The sequence below is a fragment of the Streptomyces sp. NPDC126499 genome (assembly GCF_040302485.1).
In the GTDB taxonomy this organism is placed as follows: Bacteria; Actinomycetota; Actinomycetes; order Streptomycetales; family Streptomycetaceae; genus Streptomyces.
The window spans coordinates 1-18,682 of record NZ_JBEOUO010000035.1; the positions used below are offsets into that span (position 1 = coordinate 1).

General features: G+C 73.3%; 18 protein-coding genes and 1 pseudogene. 9 read left to right on the forward strand and 10 right to left on the reverse strand.

The window, feature by feature from the left end; translation table 11 throughout:
* A partial coding sequence (locus ABTZ91_RS32485) for a DUF4139 domain-containing protein (RefSeq protein WP_352080820.1) occupies positions 1-1,003 on the forward strand: 1,003 nt, incomplete at its 5' end.
* A gap of 8 nt (positions 1,004-1,011) precedes the next feature.
* Positions 1,012-2,713, forward strand: a pseudogene (locus tag ABTZ91_RS32490) (DUF4139 domain-containing protein).
* A gap of 137 nt (positions 2,714-2,850) precedes the next feature.
* On the opposite strand, the gene ABTZ91_RS32495 reads toward ABTZ91_RS32490, so the two are convergent.
* Entirely contained in the window at positions 2,851-3,570 is a 720-nt protein-coding gene (locus ABTZ91_RS32495; protein ID WP_352080821.1) for a hypothetical protein, read from the reverse strand.
* Positions 3,571-3,825: 255 nt separating this feature from the next.
* On the opposite strand from ABTZ91_RS32495, the gene katG reads away from it, so the two are divergent.
* Complete coding sequence (katG, locus tag ABTZ91_RS32500; RefSeq protein WP_352080822.1) at positions 3,826-6,021, forward strand: catalase/peroxidase HPI; 2,196 nt, start codon at positions 3,826-3,828, stop codon at positions 6,019-6,021.
* Positions 6,022-6,090: 69 nt separating this feature from the next.
* Here katG and ABTZ91_RS32505 read toward each other — a convergent pair whose 3' ends face one another.
* A complete protein-coding gene (locus tag ABTZ91_RS32505; RefSeq protein WP_352080823.1) occupies positions 6,091-7,056 on the reverse strand; it encodes an LLM class F420-dependent oxidoreductase in 966 nt (321 codons plus the stop codon).
* Positions 7,057-7,245: 189 nt separating this feature from the next.
* Here ABTZ91_RS32505 and ABTZ91_RS32510 point away from each other — a divergent pair, with 189 nt between their 5' ends.
* Entirely contained in the window at positions 7,246-7,782 is a 537-nt protein-coding gene (locus ABTZ91_RS32510; RefSeq protein ID WP_352080824.1) for an isochorismatase family cysteine hydrolase, read from the forward strand.
* 67 nt (positions 7,783-7,849) lie between these two features.
* Here the strand turns inward: ABTZ91_RS32510 and ABTZ91_RS32515 are convergent, their stop codons facing one another.
* Positions 7,850-8,323 (reverse strand): hemerythrin domain-containing protein, encoded by a 474-nt coding sequence (locus ABTZ91_RS32515; protein ID WP_352080825.1) that lies wholly within the window; start codon positions 8,321-8,323, stop codon positions 7,850-7,852.
* Positions 8,324-8,494: 171 nt separating this feature from the next.
* Between ABTZ91_RS32515 and ABTZ91_RS32520 the strand changes: the two genes are divergently transcribed.
* Complete coding sequence (locus ABTZ91_RS32520) at positions 8,495-9,523, forward strand: DNA topoisomerase IB (RefSeq protein ID WP_352080826.1); 1,029 nt, start codon at positions 8,495-8,497, stop codon at positions 9,521-9,523.
* Between the two features lie 32 nt (positions 9,524-9,555).
* Here ABTZ91_RS32520 and ABTZ91_RS32525 read toward each other — a convergent pair whose 3' ends face one another.
* The 4 genes from ABTZ91_RS32525 to ABTZ91_RS32540 all read right to left on the reverse strand — a co-directional run bounded on the left by ABTZ91_RS32525 (position 9,556) and on the right by ABTZ91_RS32540 (position 12,058).
* Entirely contained in the window at positions 9,556-10,227 is a 672-nt protein-coding gene (locus ABTZ91_RS32525; RefSeq protein WP_352080864.1) for a DUF6766 family protein, read from the reverse strand.
* A 119-nt stretch (positions 10,228-10,346) separates the two neighbouring features.
* The gene (locus tag ABTZ91_RS32530; protein ID WP_352080827.1) at positions 10,347-10,784 is read right to left on the reverse strand and encodes a hypothetical protein; all 438 of its coding nucleotides are present in this window, start codon (positions 10,782-10,784) and stop codon (positions 10,347-10,349) included.
* Between the two features lie 85 nt (positions 10,785-10,869).
* Positions 10,870-11,463: a hypothetical protein gene (locus tag ABTZ91_RS32535; protein ID WP_352080828.1), complete on the reverse strand. Its 594-nt coding sequence runs from the start codon at positions 11,461-11,463 to the stop codon at positions 10,870-10,872.
* 34 nt (positions 11,464-11,497) lie between these two features.
* Positions 11,498-12,058 (reverse strand): hypothetical protein, encoded by a 561-nt coding sequence (locus ABTZ91_RS32540; protein WP_352080829.1) that lies wholly within the window; start codon positions 12,056-12,058, stop codon positions 11,498-11,500.
* Between the two features lie 140 nt (positions 12,059-12,198).
* Between ABTZ91_RS32540 and ABTZ91_RS32545 the strand changes: the two genes are divergently transcribed.
* A complete protein-coding gene (locus ABTZ91_RS32545) occupies positions 12,199-13,086 on the forward strand; it encodes an SDR family NAD(P)-dependent oxidoreductase (protein ID WP_352080830.1) in 888 nt (295 codons plus the stop codon).
* A 10-nt stretch (positions 13,087-13,096) separates the two neighbouring features.
* Positions 13,097-14,008 carry an ADP-ribosylglycohydrolase family protein gene (locus ABTZ91_RS32550; protein ID WP_352080831.1) on the forward strand — a complete coding sequence of 304 codons (912 nt, stop codon included), beginning with the start codon at positions 13,097-13,099 and terminating at the stop codon, positions 14,006-14,008.
* Between the two features lie 24 nt (positions 14,009-14,032).
* On the opposite strand, the gene ABTZ91_RS32555 is transcribed toward ABTZ91_RS32550, so the two are convergent.
* The 3 genes from ABTZ91_RS32555 to ABTZ91_RS32565 all read right to left on the reverse strand — a co-directional run bounded on the left by ABTZ91_RS32555 (position 14,033) and on the right by ABTZ91_RS32565 (position 16,786).
* Positions 14,033-14,770 (reverse strand): hypothetical protein, encoded by a 738-nt coding sequence (locus tag ABTZ91_RS32555; protein ID WP_352080832.1) that lies wholly within the window; start codon positions 14,768-14,770, stop codon positions 14,033-14,035.
* Between the two features lie 73 nt (positions 14,771-14,843).
* Positions 14,844-15,533: a response regulator transcription factor gene (locus tag ABTZ91_RS32560; protein ID WP_352080833.1), complete on the reverse strand. Its 690-nt coding sequence runs from the start codon at positions 15,531-15,533 to the stop codon at positions 14,844-14,846.
* Positions 15,530-16,786 (reverse strand): sensor histidine kinase, encoded by a 1,257-nt coding sequence (locus ABTZ91_RS32565; protein WP_352080834.1) that lies wholly within the window; start codon positions 16,784-16,786, stop codon positions 15,530-15,532. Before ABTZ91_RS32565 ends, ABTZ91_RS32560 begins: the two co-directional genes overlap by 4 nt.
* 221 nt (positions 16,787-17,007) lie before the next feature.
* On the opposite strand from ABTZ91_RS32565, the gene ABTZ91_RS32570 reads away from it, so the two are divergent.
* Entirely contained in the window at positions 17,008-17,427 is a 420-nt protein-coding gene (locus ABTZ91_RS32570) for a DUF2690 domain-containing protein (protein ID WP_352080835.1), read from the forward strand.
* Between the two features lie 488 nt (positions 17,428-17,915).
* Positions 17,916-18,470 (forward strand): NUDIX hydrolase, encoded by a 555-nt coding sequence (locus ABTZ91_RS32575; RefSeq protein WP_352080836.1) that lies wholly within the window; start codon positions 17,916-17,918, stop codon positions 18,468-18,470.
* The last annotated feature ends 212 nt before the right edge of the window (positions 18,471-18,682 follow it).

Below are 18,682 nucleotides of genomic sequence, written 5' to 3' on the forward strand. Positions count from 1 at the left end.
GCCCGCCCCGGGCAGCGGGTACGGCGGCGCCTACGGCGGTCCTCCGGAGGTCTTCCGCGGAGCCTCCACCGGCGCCCCCGCCGCCATGGCTCCCCGGGCCCGTCGGGCCGCACCCTCGGCTCCCGGCGCCGCTTCCGCCCCGCCGCCCCCGCCGCCCGTGACCGGCCCGCCGCGGCCGAGCGGCGCGGAGCTGGACTACGCCGCGCTGGTCCTGAGCGGACCCGACGAGCCGGGCGGCCGCCGGGGACTGCTGTTCCCCGAGGCCCCGTTCGACCCGGTGGCCGCCGAGTACCGAAGGCGCGCCGAGGCGGTGGCCGGGCTTCCGCTGCCCGGGCACGCCGTGCGGCCGCGTGAGTCGGCGGGTTCCTTCGACCACCGCTTCGACGCCGCCGCGCGCGCCGACATCCCGTCGGACGGCACCTGGCACACCGTGACCGTGGGCGAGATCCCGGTCGGTCTGCGCACCGAGTACCTGTGCGTGCCGTCCGTGGAGCAGACCGTCTACGCCACGCTGGTGCTGTCCAACGCCACCGACCAGGCCCTGCTCGCCGGGCCGGTGGAGGTGGTCGTCGACGACGAGTTCCTGCTGACGGCCGCGCTCCCCACGCTCGCGCCGGGTGGCGTCCGCCGGGTGGGGCTCGGACCGGCCGAGGGCGTCCGGGTGACCCGTCGTACGCACCTCGTCGAGTCGACCTCGGGGCTGCGCAGCACCACCACGGTGCTCGACCACCGCGTCCACGTGGAGCTGGCCAACCGGCTCGCGGGGCCGGTCACCGTCGAGGTCAGGGAGCGGGTGCCGGTCACCTCCGAGGGGGACGTCCGGATCGAGGAGCGGGCGGACTGGTCGGTGCCCGAGGAGGGCACGGGACCGGAGCGGCACGCCCCGGGCACCCGCGTCTGGCGGGTGGAGCTGCCCGCCGGCGGCACCGCCGTCCTGAGCGGCGGCTACGAGATCCGTATCCCGGCCGGCAAGGCCCTGGTCGGCGGCAACCGCAGGAGCTGACACCCACCATGCCCACGCCCACCACCCCGCCCGTGCCCCCGGTGCACCCGCCCGCGCCTCGCGCCGCCGGGCACCCTCACCCGTCCGCCGCGCCGCCGATTCCGCTGCCCGTCACCGCCGTCACCTGTCTGGAGGACCGCGCCCAGGTCGAGCGCACCGCCGTGCTCGACCTCGCCGCCGGTGTCCAGCGGCTGCGTCTCGGGCCGGTCAGCGCGCTCGCCGTCGACCGCACCCTCCACGCCGAACTGACCGCCGGGCGTCCGGGCGGCGGCCCCGGCGCGCTCGACGCCCGCGACAGCGTCGACGCACCCGACGCACCCCACGTACTCGACGTGCTCGACGTGCTCGACGTACGGATCGTCCGCGACTGGGCGCCGCGCGGGCCGCGGCCGCCCGCCGACGACGACTCCGCCCTGCGCCGGCACGCGCACGCCCTCGAAGAGGAGCGGCGTGCCCTCGAACAGCGCCGGGACCGGTTGCGTACCCGCCTCGACCTGCTCGGCGGGCTCGCCGCGGATCTCCTGCGGGAGATCGGCGAGGGCGCCGGCGCCGGGGAGTTCGAAGGGCAGCGGTGGGCCCGCGAACTGGACCGGGTGGACGGCGAGCGGGACACGTACGGCGAGGAGCTGCGCGCCGTCGAGGCGCGGCTCGGCGCCGTCGGCGTCGAGCTCGGGGAGACCCGGCGGGCCCTGGAGCTGGCCGAGGAGGAGCCCGCCGAGCTGGTCGGGCACGTCGAGGTGACCGTGGCGGCGGCGGTCGCGGGCCCGGCCACCCTGCGGCTGACCCACCTCACCCCGTGCGCGCTGTGGCGGCCGGCCTACCGGGCCGTGCTCGACGGGGACGCCCTGACGCTGGAGACCGACGCCGTGGTCTGGGACCACCGGGGAGGACTGGTCCGATGTCCGGCTGACGCTGTCCACGGCCCGGTCCTCGCGGGCCGGTGACCCGCCCCGGCTGGTCGAGGACCGGCTGACGCTCGTGGACCGCTCGGCGGCCGAGCGCCGCACCGTCGACGTGGAGCTGCGCGAGGAGGAGATCGGCAGCCTGGGTCCGGCCCCCGTGCTCGGTCTGCCGGGGGTGGACGACGGGGGCGAGGTCCGGGTGCTGACCGCCCCGACGCCGGTGTCCGTCCGCGGGGACGGCCGTGCCCACCGGGTGCCGCTGTCGGCGTTCACCACGGCCGCGAGCAGCGAGTACGCCTGTGCGCCCGAGCTGTCGCCGCTGGTGACGCGGAGGGTGCGGTTCGACAACCGGTCGGGGCACGCCCTGCTCGCCGGGCCGGTGGACCTGGTGCTCGGCAGCGGCTTCACCGGCCGTACCGCGCTGGAGTTCACCCCTCCCGGCGCCGCCGCCGAGCTGGCCTTCGGCGCTACGGACGACTGCCGGGTGGTGCGGTACGCGGAGGAGTCCCGCGACACCTCGGGGATCGGCCAGCGGACCGTGGTCACCCGTACGGTGCGGCTGCACCTGTCGCGGTTCTCCGCGCCCGGGGAGCGCGGCGACCGGGTGGTCGTGCTGCGGGAGCGGATTCCCGTGTCGGAGGTGTCGGCGGTCGAGGTGCGGGTGCGCCGGGAGGTCTGCTCCCCGGCGCCGGACGCCGTGGACGCCGAGGGCATCGCCCACTGGGAGGTCACCCTGCCGCCGGGCGGGCGGCGCACGGTCACCCTGGTCTACGAGCTGTCGGCGAAGGCGAAGGTCACCGGCCTGTGAGCCGGCCACCGGCCGGGATACGCCACCGGCCGACGCGGAAAGGGGCGCGACGAGATCGGAGGCGAAGCTGCCTTGACGCAGGGCGGACCCGTCAAGGACGCGACCACTCTCAGCTCGTGCGTTCTTGCACCTGGCCCTCAGCCTCCTTGAAGTTCAGCAGTCTTCCGCGGATCGTCTGCCAGAACGCGGGCCGCGAGTTGCCGTACCTGCTCGTCCAGGGGCTGATCGTGGGTGATGAAGAATTCGTACGCGTAGGAAGACGCGCGCCCTCCCGGTGCCTCGACGTGGTCGAACTCGACATCGACCCCCTCGGGACTGGTGAGTTCCTCGGGGGCGCCGGGCTCCTCGCGTCGTGGCCAGACGCCCGTGAGGACGCAGCCCCACTGTTCGAACCAGCCGCTGGCCGCAAGGGTCTGCTCGAGTAGCCGGGCAACAGTGTCCACCGGTTCTTCCCAGCTGCGGTCCGCCGCAGCCCGCGCGAGTTCGGCTTCGTACTGGGCGGCGTCGAAGGTGATGTCCGCGGGCAGGGCGGTGATGTCGCTGGTGTTCTCCCAGGCGTCCCAGATCACCCGATCGCCCTCGCGGCGCATGGTGACATACAGGGCGCCGCAGCAGCCGGCGGTGCAGGTCGGTTCGGTGATCATGATCCTGCGCGGTTCCCGCGTGATCGCCAGCGGCCAGTTCTCGGCCGGGCCTGTCCAGTGCCGACAGCTGGCCGCAAGCCCTTCCGGGTGGACTTCTTTCAGGACGTCCACGCCGTCGATCAGAGGCCGCACCTCGGCCCAGGGGTCCGCCGCCCAGTCGTCCGGGATCCTGTGCCGCAAAGTCAAGGTGCTGATCGTCAGCTGATCGGTCATGCTCACATGATCGGCTGATGTCACGCAGCCGCCTACTCATTTCCTGGCGTGATCAGCCGCAGCCGCTCACGTCAGGGCAGCCATCACTCGTGATCGAGAGGCTTGCTGACTCACTGCGTGGGACACCCTCTTAAGTCGGCTTTTCCTATTCATATCGCCGGGTAGGGGCTCTGCGTGTTCTCACGGCGGCGCGGTCCGCCGTGCGCGACTATACGGACGCCGAAACAGTCACGATCGAGCGGAAGAAGGAGCGACGTGTCCGGCAGCGAAAGCGAAAACCCGGCGATTCCCTCCCCGACCCCCACGGAGAAGCGGCCCCAGCGGAACCAGGACTGGTGGCCGAATCAGCTGGACCTGCAGGTGCTCCACCAGCATTCGCCCCTGTCCGATCCGATGGGCGGGGAGTTCGACTACGCGAAGGAGTTCGCGAGCCTCGACGTCGAGGCGCTGAAGCGGGACGTCTTCGCGGTGATGACGGACTCCCAGGACTGGTGGCCCGCCGACTACGGCCACTACGGGCCGCTGTTCATCCGGATGAGCTGGCATGCCGCGGGGACGTACCGCATCGCCGACGGCCGGGGCGGTGGCGGCAGCGGCGCCCAGCGGTTCGCCCCGCTCAACAGCTGGCCGGACAACGCGAGCCTCGACAAGGCGCGCCGGCTGCTCTGGCCGGTCAAGCAGAAGTACGGGCGGAAGATCTCCTGGGCCGATCTGCTGGTCTTCGCCGGCAACTGCGCCATGGAATCCATGGGGTTCAAGACCTTCGGCTTCGGTTTCGGACGCGAGGACATCTGGGAGCCCGAGGAGATCTTCTGGGGTCCCGAGGACACCTGGCTCGGGGACGAGCGCTACAGCGGCGACCGGGAGCTCACCGGCCCCTTCGCCGCCGTACAGATGGGACTGATCTACGTCAACCCGGAGGGCCCCAACGGCAATCCGGACCCGCTGGCCGCCGCCCGGGACATCCGCGAGACGTTCGGGCGGATGGCGATGAACGACGAGGAGACGGTGGCCCTCATCGTCGGCGGGCACACGTTCGGCAAGTGCCACGGCGCGGTCGACCCGCAGTACATCGGGCCGGAGCCGGAGGCCGCGCCCATCGAGCAGCAGGGCATGGGCTGGCGCAACACGTACGGCAGCGGCAAGGGCCCCCACACGCTCACCAGCGGGCTCGAAGGCGCGTGGACCACGGCGCCGACGAGGTGGGACAACGGCTATCTGGACAACCTGTTCCGGTACGAGTGGGAGCTGACGCGCAGCCCCGCCGGCGCGCACCAGTGGAAGCCCACCGATCCCGCGGCCCAGGACACCGTGCCCGACGCGCACGACCCGTCGAAGCGGCACGCCCCGATGATGCTGACCACCGATCTCGCCCTGAAGGCGGACCCGGTCTACGCGCCCATCGCGAAGCGCTTCCACGAGAACCCGGACCAGCTCGCGGACGCGTTCGCCAAGGCCTGGTACAAGCTGCTGCACCGGGACATGGGTCCGCTGTCGCGCTATCTCGGCCCGTGGATCCCCGAGCCTCAGCTGTGGCAGGACCCCGTTCCCCCGGTCGACCACCCGCTGGTCGGCGCCGACGACATCGCCACGCTGAAGGCCCGGATCCTCGACTCCGGTCTTTCCGTCCCGCAGCTGGTCACCACCGCCTGGGCGGCGGCGGCGAGCTTCCGCGGCACGGACAAGCGCGGCGGGGCCAACGGGGCGCGGATCCGGCTGGCGCCGCAGAAGGACTGGGAGGTCAACGACCTGCCCGAGATCCGGCAGACGCTCGAGACCCTCGACCGGATCCGCGAGGACTTCAACGGCTCGGGCGGCGCGGCGAGGATCTCGCTCGCCGACCTGATCGTCCTCGGCGGCTGCGCGGCCGTCGAACGGGCCGCGAGGAACGCCGGTCACGACATCACGGTGCCGTTCGCGCCGGGCCGTACGGACGCCTCGCAGGAGCAGACGGACGTGGACTCGTTCGCGGTGCTCGAACCCAAGGCGGACGGCTTCCGCAACTACCTGCGGGCGGGCGAGAAGCTGTCGCCGGAGACGCTGCTCCTCGACCGCGCCAACATGCTGACGCTGACCGCCCCGGAGATGACGGTGCTGATCGGCGGCATGCGGGCGCTGAACACCGGCTTCAAGGGGTCGAAGCACGGCCTGTTCACCGACCGGCCGGAGGCGCTGACCACCGACTTCTTCGTCCGGCTCCTGGACATGGGCACCGAGTGGAAGGCGTCGGAGTCGCAGGAGAACGTCTTCGAGGGCCGGGACCGTGCCACCGGCGAGGTGCGGTGGACGGCGACCGCCGTCGACCTCGTCTTCGGTTCGCACGCGCAGCTGCGGGCGCTCGCGGAGGTGTACGCGGCGGCGGACGCGGACGAGAAGTTCGTCCGCGACTTCGTGGCGGCGTGGGACAAGGTGATGAACCTGGACCGCTTCGACCTGCGCCGGGCCGGCTGACACCGGGCCCGTCCACCCCGCACCGGGCGGCACCCGGTGCGGGGGGGTTGCCTTGTGATCAGCCCGGGGTCAGAGGGCGCGCAGCGCGGGCAGCAGCTTGCTCTCGGCCCACTGCAGGAACGGCAGCTGGTGGTCCCCGCCGATCTGGACGAGCGCGACCTCGGTGAAGCCCGCCTCGACATACGGGCGGACCGCCTCCACGACCGCGTCGACGTCGTCCCCGCAGGGGATCTGCTCCGCCACGTCCTTCGGCCGCACGTGCTCCGTCGCCTGCTCGAAGGCGACCGGCAGCGGCAGTTCGGAGTTGAGCCGCCAGCCGCCCACGGACCAGCGGAACTGCTCGTGGGCGCGGGCCACCGCCGCCTCGCGGTCGGTGTCGTAACACAAGGGCAGCTGTCCGACCCGGGGCTTGCCCGCGCCGCCCTGCCGGTCGAACGCCTCGACGAGCTCCCGCTTGGGTTCGGTGGCGACGAGGAGATCCGCGTGCCGGCCCGCGAGGGCGCAGGAGAGCGGGCCCGAGACGGCGATCCCGAGGGGTGGCGGCGCGTCGGGGAGGTCCCAGAGCCGGGCGTTCTCGACCTGGTAGTGCAGCCCCTGGTGGGACACGTACCCGCCGTCGAACAGCGCGCGGATGATCTCGACGGCCTCCTCCAGCATCTCCAGGCGGACGCGGGAGGAGGGCCAGCCCTCGCCGATGATGTGCTCGTTGAGGTTCTCGCCCGAGCCGAGGCCGAGGCGGAAGCGGCCCTCGGAGAGCAGCTGGACGGTCGCCGCCTTCTGGGCGATGACGGCGGGGTGGTAGCGGAAGGTCGGGCAGGTCACGTAGCTCATCAAGGGGATGCGCGAGGTGGCCTGGGCGGCCGCCCCGAGCACGCTCCACGCGTACGGTGCGTGGCCCTGCGACTCCAGCCAGGGGAAGGAGTGGTCCGAGATCACGGAGAAGTCGAAGCCCGCCCGCTCGGCCTCGACCACGTGCTCGACCAGCTCCCGGGGGCCCGCCTGTTCGGTCATCATCGTGTAGCCGATCTGCGTCATGCCCTGGCGGCTTGCCGGGTAAGGGGGTCCGTAAACGGCCGATCGGGCGGCACCCGCGGCAGGGCCCGTACCGCCCTCCGTTCGGACGCGCGCGAGTTGCGGGGCCGGCCGCAGGGCGATAGGGCTTGGAGTCGTGCGCCCGGAGCGGGCGCCGCACCCGACAGCGGAGACGCGGAATCCGGAGACGCCTTGGCGAAGAGCGCGCTCGTCGTGATCGACATGCTCAACGACTACGGGCACGAGGACGCGGAGCTGCTCGTCCCGTCGGTGTCCGAGGCACTGCCGGCGATCGTCGACCTGCTGGCCCGTGCGCGGGCCGCGGACGTGCCCGTCGTCTACGCGAACGACAACTTCGGCCGGTGGCGCTCGCACCACGGACAGATCCTCGACATGGCGCTGTCCGGCAAGCATCCCGAGCTGGTCGATCCCGTACGGCCCGACGAGGACTCCCTCTTCGTCGTGAAGGCACGCCATTCGATCTTCTACGAGACGCCGCTCGCGTATCTCCTGCGCAGTCTGGAGGTCGACGAGCTCGTCCTCACCGGCCAGGTGACCGAGCAGTGCGTGCTGTACTCCGCGCTGGACGCGCACATCCGGCACCTCGGCGTGGTCGTGCCCCGGGACGCGGTGGCCCACATCCACCAGGACCTGGCGGAGGCGGCCCTGCGGATGGTGGAGGTGAACATGGGCGGCCGGGTCGTCCGCGCCGCCGACGTCGCCTGGTGACGTGCGGTGCGTCCGGCGCCGGGCGGGCGGCGGGGAGGGGCGCGAGGCGGGCGGGCGGGCGCCGGGACTACTCGTCGGCGCTGGGCACCTTGAGCGGGTCGTCCGGGGCGGACGTGCGTTCCTCCTCCATGCGCTCGCCGAGCGCGAGGAGCTGCTTGCGCCCCATCGCCTTGCGGACCTCGGGGAACCAGTCCTTCTCCTCCTCCTCGACGTGGTGCCGTACGTTCTCCATGAGCACCGTCATCTTGGCGTCGAAGCGCTCGTCCTCGGGGTCGAAGTCGACGAGTTCGGAGAGCATCCACAGGACGGCGTGGTGCTCCTCGACGCTCTCCAGGACGTGGTCGGTGGTGTCGGGCACGGCCTCGCGGGCCGCCGGGTAGAAGACCCGCTCCTCGATCCAGGCATGGGCGGTCAGCTCGCGGATGACCTCGTCGGCGATCTCCCGCTTGCGGCCGTGCGCGTCGTCGGCCGCCCGCTCGAACTCCTTGAACAGCTTCTCCACCGTCTTGTGGTCCTCGCGGAGCAGCACGATGCCGTCCATGGGGGTCCTCCTCGTGTCCGGGCCGCCGCCCCGCCGGGTGGCCGGGCGGTCCGCCACTGCGGATGCCCCGGACGGCGGGCGACGAACCACCCGCCGCCACCGGACGTCGCGTACCGCCCGCCTCGGCCGTCGTCGTGTGTGGCCGGGCCGTTCGCGGGCAACCGTCCAGACGTGCGGCTGCGGACGAGCGACCCGGAGCGGCCCGGCTGGCGGAGGATCCGCCACGGCCGGGGATTCCGTTACGTCGACGAGGAGGGCCGGGCCCTGTCGCCCGCCGACCGGGACCGGGTCAGGGCCCTGGTCATCCCGCCGGCCTGGCGGGACGTGTGGATCTGCCCCTGGCCGAACGGCCATCTGCAGGCGGTGGGAACGGACGCCGCGGGCCGCCGGCAGTACCTGTACCACGAGGAGTTCCGGGCCCGGCGGGAGCGCGCCAAACACGCCCACGTCCGTGAGGCGGCCGCCGCGCTGCCCCGGCTCCGGGAGGCCGTCGAGAAGGACCTCGCCGGGCGCGGCCTGTGCCGGGAACGGGTCCTCGCCTGCGCGGCCCGGCTGCTCGACCTGGGCTTCCTGCGGGTCGGCGGCGACCGCTACCAGCGGGACAACGACTCGTACGGACTGACCACCCTGCGGCGCGAGCACGCCCGCGTGACGCGCGGCCGCGTCCTCTTCGACTTCACGGGCAAGGCGGGCCACCGCTTCACCTTCGACGTGGCCGACGACTCCGTGCTGCGGGTGGTGCGCGCGCTGCTGCGCCGCCGTGGCGGCGGTGACCGGCTCTTCGCGTACTGGCAGGGCCGGGCCTGGCACGACGTGCACGCCGACGAGCTCAACGCCTATCTGCGGGACCGGTCCGGGGTGGACATCAGCGCCAAGGACTTCCGGACCTGGCACGCCACGGTGCTGGCCGCCGTGGCGCTCGCCGTCTCCGAGCAGGCGGGCCGGGACTCGCTCACCGCGCGCCGCAGGGCGGTGCGGCGGGCGGTGGGCGAGGTCGCCGACTACCTGGGCAACACGCCGGCCGTCTGCCGGACCTCGTACATCGCCCCGCGGGTGATCGAGCGGTACGCCGACGGCGAGACGGTCGCCCCGGCGCTCGGCCGGCTGGGCGAGGACGGCGCCGACGGCCGTCCGGCCACCCACGGGGCGGTCGAGCGGGCCGTCCTCGACCTCCTGGACGAGGAGCGGCCGACGCCGTGACGCGCTCCCCCGCCGTCACCGCGCCGGCCGGGTCAGCCCTCGACTCCCGTGGCGGAGTGCGGGGATCCCACCGGCTTGGACTCCGGTGAACCGCGCTGGCGCAGGTAGACGGAGAGGATGGCCATGGCGGCCACGGCGAGGAGTTCGGACTGCCAGTTCTGCAGCGAGCGGTTCCAGAAGTCGGCGGAGCCGAGGTACGCGCCCCAGCCGAGGGGATCCTGCAGCTGGCGCAGCCGCTGGTCGTTGTACGCCGACAGACCCGACACGGACTGGGCCAGCCAGGACAGCAGGAAGAAGGCGGCCATGGTCAGGCCGAGGGAACGCGAGAAGAGGCCCTGGCGCCAGTCCTTCGTGCCGGCCCAGCGCGGCGAGTCGTGCCGGGCGTGGTCCCCCATGCGCTGGTCCCGCTCGCTCTCGGTGCCGATCCGGTCCAGCGGCTTGGACTCCGGCGAGCCGCGCTGGACGAGGTGGACGGTCCCGAAGATGTAGAGGAAGAACTGGAGGAACTCCGACTGCCAGTTCTCGGTGACGTCGACCGCGAAGTCCGAGGACATGAGGTAGTCGCCGAAGCCGACCTGCTGGAGTCCCTCGACGGCGAGCTGCTCGTTGAACTCGGCGCGCCCCGCGACGGCCTGGGCGGCGAGGACGATCAGGAAGGCCGCTCCGAAGGTGAGGGAGAGGCTGTTCGAGCGCCAGAAACCCATCCGCCCGGAGCGGGGGCCGTCGTCCTCGGCGCTCACCGGTGCATCGCCCCGATGACGGTGAAGTAGGCCAGGCCTCCCACGATCAGCAGGACGCAGCCCACGAAGACGGTCTTCATCCTCTAGTCTCCCTTCACCGAACAGCGGTACGGCTCGTCCTCGGCCTGCGGTACGCAGCCGGCCGCGGTGACCCGCCAGCCGCGTTCGAAGAGGGACAGGAAGAGCGTGTCCCGCTCCATGCGGAGCAGGGCCTGGCGGCCGTAGACCTGCACGTCGAGACCGGCGCCGCCGGACGGCACGCCGGCGTCCCGCAGCGCGGTGACGCACGCGGCCTTGCCGTCCTCGGTGAGCGCTTCCCTGCTTTCGGGGGCGAGCAGCGCGCATGCCGCCCGGTAGTCGCGGGAGGCCAGCGCGCGCGAGAACTCCACGCCCGCGCGCGTCGCCGCGTCCTCGCGGGGCGCGGAGGCGCCGCACCCCGCGAGGAGTGCGGCGGTCAGCAGGGTGCCGAGCACCACGCCCAGCGGGGTGCCCGGCACGGCCGGGTTCCGGTTCGTCGCCACGCCCCCACGATGCCGGTGGGTCCGCAGACAGGGGCGGCGCTCACGGCCGAACGGGTGCGGAGGTCGCCCGAACGGGTGGCCCGCGTCAGCGAGTGAGGAGCCGGTTGAAGAACGAGCGGTACTGGCGCAGGGCCGTCCGCAGTCCTTCCGTGTCGACGTCCTCGCCCTCGCTCCACTGCCCCTCCAGGTTCCGCTTGTGGTCGGCGAAGGTCTCGGCGAGCTTCCGCATCACGTCGGCGACCAGGCTGTCGGCCGCGTGCACGGCCCCTCGGGGATCGTCGACGAACTGGCTCTGGATGTCGCTCCAGCGGGCGCGGAACTCCTCGTCGTCGGAGGGGTCGAGGAGCTGCGGGCCCTCGTCCCGCGCGGTGCCGGTGCCGGCGGCGGTGTCCGTTTCGGGTGCGGTGGCGGTGGTGGTGTCCGTGTCGGTGGTGGTGTCGGTCTCCATTCCGGTGCCGGTGGTGCCGGTGGTCTCGCCGCCGGTCTCGGTGTCGGCGTACGTTTCGGTGCCGCCGTACGGGTCCGCGCCGGCGAAGGCCTCCGTGCCGGTCGCGGTTCCGCTGCCGGTGCCGGGGCTGCCGGGGGTCGTACCCGTCGGGGTGTCGGTGCTTTCTCCCGGGTAGACGGGTGGTCCGTCCGAGCCGTTGCCGGCCCGGTCCGGTATGTCGTGCTCACGCATGTCGTTCCCTCCGCGTCGGATGCGTCGGAATGCGTCAGGTGCGGCCGGGGCCGGCCGCGTCGCCGTCGGAGAGGAGTTCGTCGAAGAGGGCCCGGTAGTGCACCATCGCCCCTCGGAGCTGCTCGGTGGTGGCCTGCCGCGAGGAGCTGAGGGTGTTGACCTCGTGCGCCGCCCGGTAGTGCTCCAGGGTGCGGCCGTGCTCGACGGAGAGGTCCCGGATCTGCTGCTCGAACCCCTCCGTGGGGTAACCGCGCTCGCGCATGAGCGAGGTCACGAGCCGGTCCGCGTCGTGCACCGCGCCCTCGGGCCGGTCCACGAACTCCTCCTGCACGTCACGCCACTGCTCGGCATAACGCTCCCGCGCCCCGCTCGACAGCGGTTTGATGTCCAGCTCGTCGTGGCGCTTCTCGCGGGCCCCGAGCTCCTGCTCGGCGGCCCTCCTGCTTCCGGCGTCCTCGACCGTGCGGTCGTACTCGGGCCCGAACCGCTCGCGCAGCCGGCTCCGGCGCCTGCGGTCCAGGACGAAGGCGAGCGCGATCAGCACGATCACCACGGCGACGGGTATGACGATGGCCAGAATCGTTCCTGTCGACATCGGCCTCGCTCCCTCGGTCTCTTCCGTATCCACGGCGGCTGCCCAGCGCCGCGACCCTGAAACAGGCGGAAACCGGTGGTGCTGACACCAGGTGCGGTACGCCCTCCCCGTGGCCCTCGGACGCTGTCAGGGTGGCCGCCATGACCCAGCGCACCACTTTGATCACCGGCGTCACCCAGGGCATGGGCCGCGCCCTCGCGCTCGACCTGGCGCCGCGCGGCGGCACCCTCCTCCTGCACGGCCGTGACCCCGACCGGCTGGCGGCCGTCGCGGCCGAGGCGCGGGCCGCCTCAGGCCCGGGCACCACGATCCGTACGTACCTCGCCGACCTGTCCGACCTGGACCAGGTGCACGCCATGGCCGCCCGGATCCGGGCGGCCGAACCGCACCTCGACGGGCTGATCCACAACGCCGTGGCGGGCGGCGGCGAGCGGCCGCTGGTCCGCGAGCTCAGTCGGCAGGGCCACGAACTGCGCTTCGCGGTCAACCACGTGGCGCCCTACGCGCTCACCCGCGCCCTGCTGCCGCTGCTCAGGGCCTCCGCCCCGGCCCGGGTCGTCAACGTCGCCTCGATCGGCCAGGAGGCCATCGACTTCGACGACGTGATGCTGGAGCGGGACTACGAGGGCCTGCGGGCCTACTGCCGCAGCAAGCTGGCCATGATCATGGCGACCTTCGAGCTGGCCGCCGAGCTGCGGGGCACCGGCGTGACGGTGAACGCCCTCCACCCCGCCCATCTCATGGACACGCCCGGCGTCCGCGCGTACGGCCTCACCCCCGCCGTCGGCACCCAGGAGGGCGTCCGCCCCACCGTGCGCCTGCTCCTCGACCCGGAGACGGCCACGGTCACGGGCCGCTACTTCGACCGGTTCACCGAGGCGCGGGCCCACGAGCAGGCGTACGACGCCGGCGCCCGGCAGCGCCTGATGGCGCTGACGCACCGTCTGATCGGCCTGGAGTACGGGGCGGCGGGCCGAGCGGCGGCTCCCGTGGTGAAAACGGGGTGCCCGGACCGCCGCGCGCGGTGATACTGCTTCGATGATCAAGGTACCGGCCGCTGTCCTGGACTCGCTGAACGGGCTCGCCTTCGGCGACGCCTTCGGTGACCGCTGGTTCGGCATCCTGCGCCGGGAGGGTCCGGCGGCCCTGGCGGCGCGCACGCCGCCCCCGGAGCCGCTGTGGCGGTGGAGTGACGACACCGCCCAGGCCCTGGTTCTCGTACGGGAAATGGCGGAGGGTGACGGCACGGTCGACCAGGACCGCCTCGCCCGCCGCTTCGCGGCGGCCTACGCCGACGACACGCACCGCGGGTACGGGGCGTCGATGCACGACGTGCTGCGCCGGATCGGCGCGGGCGAGCCGTGGCGGGAGGTGGTCACCGGGCAGTTCGGGGGGCAGGGCTCGTGGGGCAACGGCGCGGCCATGCGTGTCGCCCCGCTCGGCGCCTGGCACGCCGCCGACCTCGACGCGGTCGCCGAGCAGGCCGCCCGCCAGGCCGCCGTCTCGCACCACCACCCGGAGGCCGTCACCGCGGCGGTGGCCGTCGCCGTCGCCGCGGCGCTGTCGACCCGCAGCCGCGGCGGCCCCGCCCCGGCGCGGCCGGAGTTCCTCCGGGCCGTCGCCGAACGGCTCCCCGACGGCGACGTCCGGTCGGGGGTACGGATCGCGGCCCGGATGCCCCCGCACACCTCGGTCAGGCACGCGGCGGCGGTCCTGGGCTCGGGCTACACGATGTCCGGGCCCGACACCGTCCCCTACGCCCTGTGGTGCGCGGCGGGACACCTCGACGACCTCCACGAGGGCCTGTGGCTCACGGTCGCCGGCCGCGGCGACATCGACACCACCTGTGCCATCGCGGGCGGAGTGATCGCCGCCCGCACAGGCGTCGGCGCCCTCCCGGCCACCTGGCACGCCGCCCGCGAACCGCTCCCCGCGCTCGTGCCCGAGTGACGAGCTCCAGGGACCGCCCGTCTCCTACACCGGTCGCATCAGCTCCAGGTCCTCGCCCCAGGCGTCCAACACCGCACCATGCCCGGCCTGCCGGGCCAGTGCCTCGACCCGGCCGAAAAGCCTACGCTGGGCGACGACGTCGCCTGTGCTCGAGATGTGGGCCACCGTACCGAGCAGCGTGCCGGTGTCCCAGCCGGGGAGCGGATGCCGGGCGAGTTCCCATTCCAGGTACTTGTTGTAGGGGCGGGGACGGCGGTCCAGCGCGAAGAGGAACTCCAGCAGGAACCGGATGCTGTCGGCGGCGTCCAGGTGAGCCCCGAGGGCGTGTCCGTCACGGGCGTTCTTGACTGAGCGGTAGAGGGAATTGGCGTAGGCGTCGAGCCATTCGCCCGCCAGCCGGAACGCCTCGTCGGCGTCGAGCCGTGCTTTGCCGGCCAGGATCCCGGCGATGGCTCCGTCAAGGCGGTCGAGCACGACCCGGGCGCGGGCGAGGGCGTAGCGCTCGAAGCCGGGCAGTCCAGCGGCACGGAACTCGTCCAGGGAGACGAGAACGAGATCGAGCTCCGGGGTGCGGTGCCCCGCAAACCGGGTGAGGTCCGTCTTCGCGTCATCGGCGAGGACGACGTACAGGTCGTGGTCGGAGTGCTCGGTGGTCATTCCCTCGTGGGCCCGGGACCCCTTGAGGACGAGTCCGACGACATCCGGGTCAGCGGTGGCGAGGTCGACGAACGCCTGGTAGGTGAGGCGTTGCTGAACGGTCATGGCATGATCTCCGCGGTCGTGGTGACGGGGGGGGTGTGGCGCCTCGCGCTGGGCAGCACCGGGAGATCCGCCGTCACACCGCCGGACTTCCCGGGACCACGAGACCCGTCTCGTACGCGACCACGACGGCCTGGGCGCGGCTGTCCACGTTCAGTTTGGTCATGGTGCGGTTCAGGTGGGTCTTGACGGTCGCCTCGCCGATGTAGAGCTGTTCCGCGATCTCCGTGTTGGACAGGCCCCGGGCGGTCAGCCGCAGGACCTCGCACTCGCGGGCGGTGAGGACGTCGAGGTCGGCGGCGGGCTCCGGGGGGCCGGTGGGCCGGGCCGGGCCGTCGGCCTGGCTGACGTAGGCCTCGATGAGGCGGCGGGTGACGCTCGGCGCGAAGAGCATGTCGCCGCGCGCGACGGCGGTCACCGCCTCGATGAGCCGCTGGGGGCCGGTGTCCTTCAGGAGGAATCCGGCGGCGCCGGCCCGCAGCGCGGCGTACACGTACTCGTCGAGGTCGAACGTGGTGAGGACGAGGATCCGGGGTGCGGGGTCCTCGGCGCGGGCCAGGATCCGTTCGGTGGCCGCGGTGCCGTCCATGCCGGGCATGCGGATGTCCATGAGGACGACGTCGGGCCGGAGCCGGGCCGCCTCGGTGACCGCGGCTTCTCCGTCGGCGGCCTCGCCGACGACGTCGATGCCGGGAGCGGCCCGCAGCAGGGCGACGAGGCCGGCCCGTATGAGGTCCTGGTCGTCCACGACGAGCACGCTGATCATGCCGGTGGCCGACTGCCCCGCTGGTCGTCGTCCTCGGTCACGGGAAGTCTGAGGCACACGCGGAATCCCCCTTCGGCCCGAGGGCCGGCGTCCACTGTTCCGCCGTAGAGCCTGGCGCGTTCGCGCATTCCGATCAAGCCGTGGCCCGACGGGGGGCCGAGCTTGGCCGGATCCGGCTGGTCGGGCCGGCCGTCGTCGGTGACGGTGACGACCAGTTCGCTCGGCCGGAATTCGACGAGGACCGTGGCCCGAGCGGGCCGGGCGTGCTTGATGACGTTGGTGAGCGCCTCCTGCACGACCCGGTAGGCGCACAGCTCCGTGCCCGGCGCGAGGGGGCGGGCCGGGCCGGTGGTCCGCAGGTCGACGGGGACGCCGGCCGCCCTGACCCGCTCGGCGACGTCCGGCAGCCGGGCCAGTCCGGGCATGGGCGCGTACCGGCTGCCGGGCTCACCGTCGGCGTCCACGCCGGCGTGGCCGTCGGGGGTTCCGTCGGCCTCGGAGCGGAGGAGGGTGAGGATCCGGCGCAGTTCCCGCAGCCCTTCCTGGCTGGTCTCCGTGATGGTGCCGAGGGCGGCGCGGGCGGTGTCGGGCGCGGAGTCGAAGACGTAACCGGCCATGCCCGCCTGGACGTTGATCACCGACATGTGGTGGGCGACGACGTCATGGAGCTCGCGGGCGATGCGCCGCTGCTCCTCGGCGACGGCGCGTCTGGCCCTCTCCTCCTGCGCCTGGCGCAACTGGGCGCTCAGTACGGCCAGTTGCCGGTTGCGTCGGCTGATCCGGCGGGTGCTGTTGCCGAACGCCCACACGACGGCGGGGACGGCCACGGCCTGGACGACGGAGACGAGGACGCCGAGCTCGGGGACGGTGAGGCCGCTGTGGAGGACGACGGCGGCGGTGAGCACGGCGGCCGCGGCGGTCGTCCGGGGCGGGCGCTGGGCGGCGACGCCGTACAGGGCGATCGCGGGGAACCAGAAGTTCAGCGAGGGCTGGTACCCGGCGGCCACGTACCCGGCGAACGCCAGGCAGGTCACGACCAGGACGGCGACGGGGGCGACCCTGCGCAGGGCCAGGGGGAGGCCGGCGAGCGCGGTGAGCAGATAGGCGCCGGTGTCGAACGGCGGCCAGGGCGCCGGGTGGTACTGGTGGCCGGCCGCCGCCGTCGCCGCCACCAGGCCCACGGCCACCGTGGCGTCGACGAGCCGGGGATCCGTCTCGCACAACCACCCCGCCCAACGGGCCCTCGCACGCATCGGACGATGGTACGGCCGGGTCCGGCGGGCGGTCGTCCTCCCGCGGGGGCAGCGCGGATCGGCGGGCACTACCGCAGAGGTTTACCCCGTGGGTCAACTCTGCGGTGGACGACCCGGGGGCGGTGCCCGCGGGATCGTACGGGGGCGACGCCGCACCACGACCATGCGGAACGCGCACGAAGAACAGACCGAGCACACCGAACACCCAGGGGGAAGAACACATGAAGATCAGCAGGCGGACCGGCGTCCTCGTGTCCACGGCGGCGCTGCTGCTCGGCTTCGGCGGCACCGCCACGGCCGCGCAGGCGAGCACCGTGTCGACCGCGTCGGCGATGGCGTGCAGCACCAGCAACGCGACCACCCCGAGGACGGCGAGCGTCGACGGCATCCGCATCGAGCTGCGCTACAGCACCTCCAGCCGCTGTGCCTGGGGCCGTATCACGGCCGCCGACCCGGGCGACAAGGTGTGGGTGGACCGCTCCAGCAACGGCGGGGCGTCCTGGACGGGCCCGCTGGGCATGACCACCGTCCAGTACGGCTCGGACACCCACACCCCGGCGTACAACGACGCCGGTTACGTGATGCGGGCCTGCGCGTGGAACGACTCCACGGGCAACATCCGCTGCACCGGCTGGTACTGATCCGCCACCGGTGTGCGGCCCGTCCCGGGCCGCACACCGTGCAGACCCGGCGCCGGTCCCGCTCGCTCACGGGGGAAACGGGGGAACGAGCGGAACCGGCGCCGGCCCGGGGCGTGGCGGCGAGGTCTCCCGTCGGTGACCGGCCTCGCCGCCGCATCCCGCCCGTGCGGACCCTCAGGTCCGCCGCCGTCGGCGCACCGGCGGAAAGCCTTTTTCGGCCAGGGCCGGGAGGGCCGCGCGGGGCAGTTTCGGCCACGGCCGGGAGAGCCGTGCGGGGTGGGTTCCGGCCAGGGCCGGACCAGGGCGAGGGGGCCGCCCCGCACGGGTCCGCGTCATGGCTCGGTTCACCGAGGCGCACCGCGCGAACAGGCATTCGCTTTCTCCCCGGGTTCACGTCTCGTCCGAAACACGTGTGTTCGACACGCGGAGCGCCGTCGTTGGGCTCCGTGACACCCGGACGAGCCGTCGACCCAGGAGAGGTGAGCGCCGTGTCCGCTTCCCAGCCCGTCCCCCGCCCCACCCCGCCCCTGCGGCCCGGCACGAGCCGGACGTGGCTGCCTCCGGAGGAGTACGCGGCGACGCTGCCGAAGGCGACCCTCTTCGGCTGTGTCTTCTTCACCGACGAACGCGACCGACCCCTCCAACTGCGGTCCGTCTACAGCCCGGAGCACCCCTGGCAGTGGGCGGGCGGCACGGCCGAGAGCGGGGAGCGGCCGTGGGAGACGGCCGTCCGGGAGACCAAGGAGGAGACCGGGATCGTGGTGACCGGGCCGCCGCGGCTGCTGGCCGCGGTGTTCGGACTGCCGGGAGCCGCCTGGCCGTTCGCGACGGCGGGGTACGTGTTCGACGGCGGCCGGCTCAGCGACCGCCGGATCGCCGCCATCACCCTCGCCCCGGAGGAGCACGACGAGGTGCGGGCCCTGCCGCTGGAGGAGTGGCGAGACCTCATGCCGGCGCGGGACTTCGACCGGCTCGCCGCGGTCATGGAGGCCCGTCGCAGCGGCACGGCCGCGTACTTCGACACCTGGGACTGGGAGGCGTAACCCCGCCACCACGCCCCTCCCCACGACCCGTCACCGCGCCCTGCACCGACGGCGGCAGCCGCACCGCCCTCTCACCGCCCCGCTCCTGACGTGCTCTCAGGCAACCCGGGCGGTCTTCTCACCGTCCTCACGGGGCGAGAGAGGCGCCCGGGACCCAGGAGACCCGCCATCGGGTTTCCCGACGGCTCCCGGCGCCTCGACGAGAACGATCG

Excerpts from the sequence above, each read along its gene's own strand:
- ABTZ91_RS32495 (WP_352080821.1), bottom strand. The coding sequence starts at position 3,570 with ATGACCGATCAGCTGACGATCAGCACCTTGACTTTGCGGCACAGGATC.
- ABTZ91_RS32505 (WP_352080823.1), bottom strand. The coding sequence starts at position 7,056 with ATGACGCAGATCGGCTACACGATGATGACCGAACAGGCGGGCCCCCGG.
- ABTZ91_RS32515 (WP_352080825.1), bottom strand. The coding sequence starts at position 8,323 with ATGGACGGCATCGTGCTGCTCCGCGAGGACCACAAGACGGTGGAGAAG.
- ABTZ91_RS32525 (WP_352080864.1), bottom strand. The coding sequence starts at position 10,227 with ATGGGTTTCTGGCGCTCGAACAGCCTCTCCCTCACCTTCGGAGCGGCC.
- ABTZ91_RS32535 (WP_352080828.1), bottom strand. The coding sequence starts at position 11,463 with ATGCGTGAGCACGACATACCGGACCGGGCCGGCAACGGCTCGGACGGA.
- ABTZ91_RS32540 (WP_352080829.1), bottom strand. The coding sequence starts at position 12,058 with ATGTCGACAGGAACGATTCTGGCCATCGTCATACCCGTCGCCGTGGTG.
- ABTZ91_RS32545 (WP_352080830.1), top strand. The coding sequence starts at position 12,199 with ATGACCCAGCGCACCACTTTGATCACCGGCGTCACCCAGGGCATGGGC.
- ABTZ91_RS32550 (WP_352080831.1), top strand. The coding sequence starts at position 13,097 with ATGATCAAGGTACCGGCCGCTGTCCTGGACTCGCTGAACGGGCTCGCC.
- ABTZ91_RS32555 (WP_352080832.1), bottom strand. The coding sequence starts at position 14,770 with ATGACCGTTCAGCAACGCCTCACCTACCAGGCGTTCGTCGACCTCGCC.
- ABTZ91_RS32560 (WP_352080833.1), bottom strand. The coding sequence starts at position 15,533 with ATGATCAGCGTGCTCGTCGTGGACGACCAGGACCTCATACGGGCCGGC.
- ABTZ91_RS32565 (WP_352080834.1), bottom strand. The coding sequence starts at position 16,786 with ATGCGTGCGAGGGCCCGTTGGGCGGGGTGGTTGTGCGAGACGGATCCC.
- ABTZ91_RS32570 (WP_352080835.1), top strand. The coding sequence starts at position 17,008 with ATGAAGATCAGCAGGCGGACCGGCGTCCTCGTGTCCACGGCGGCGCTG.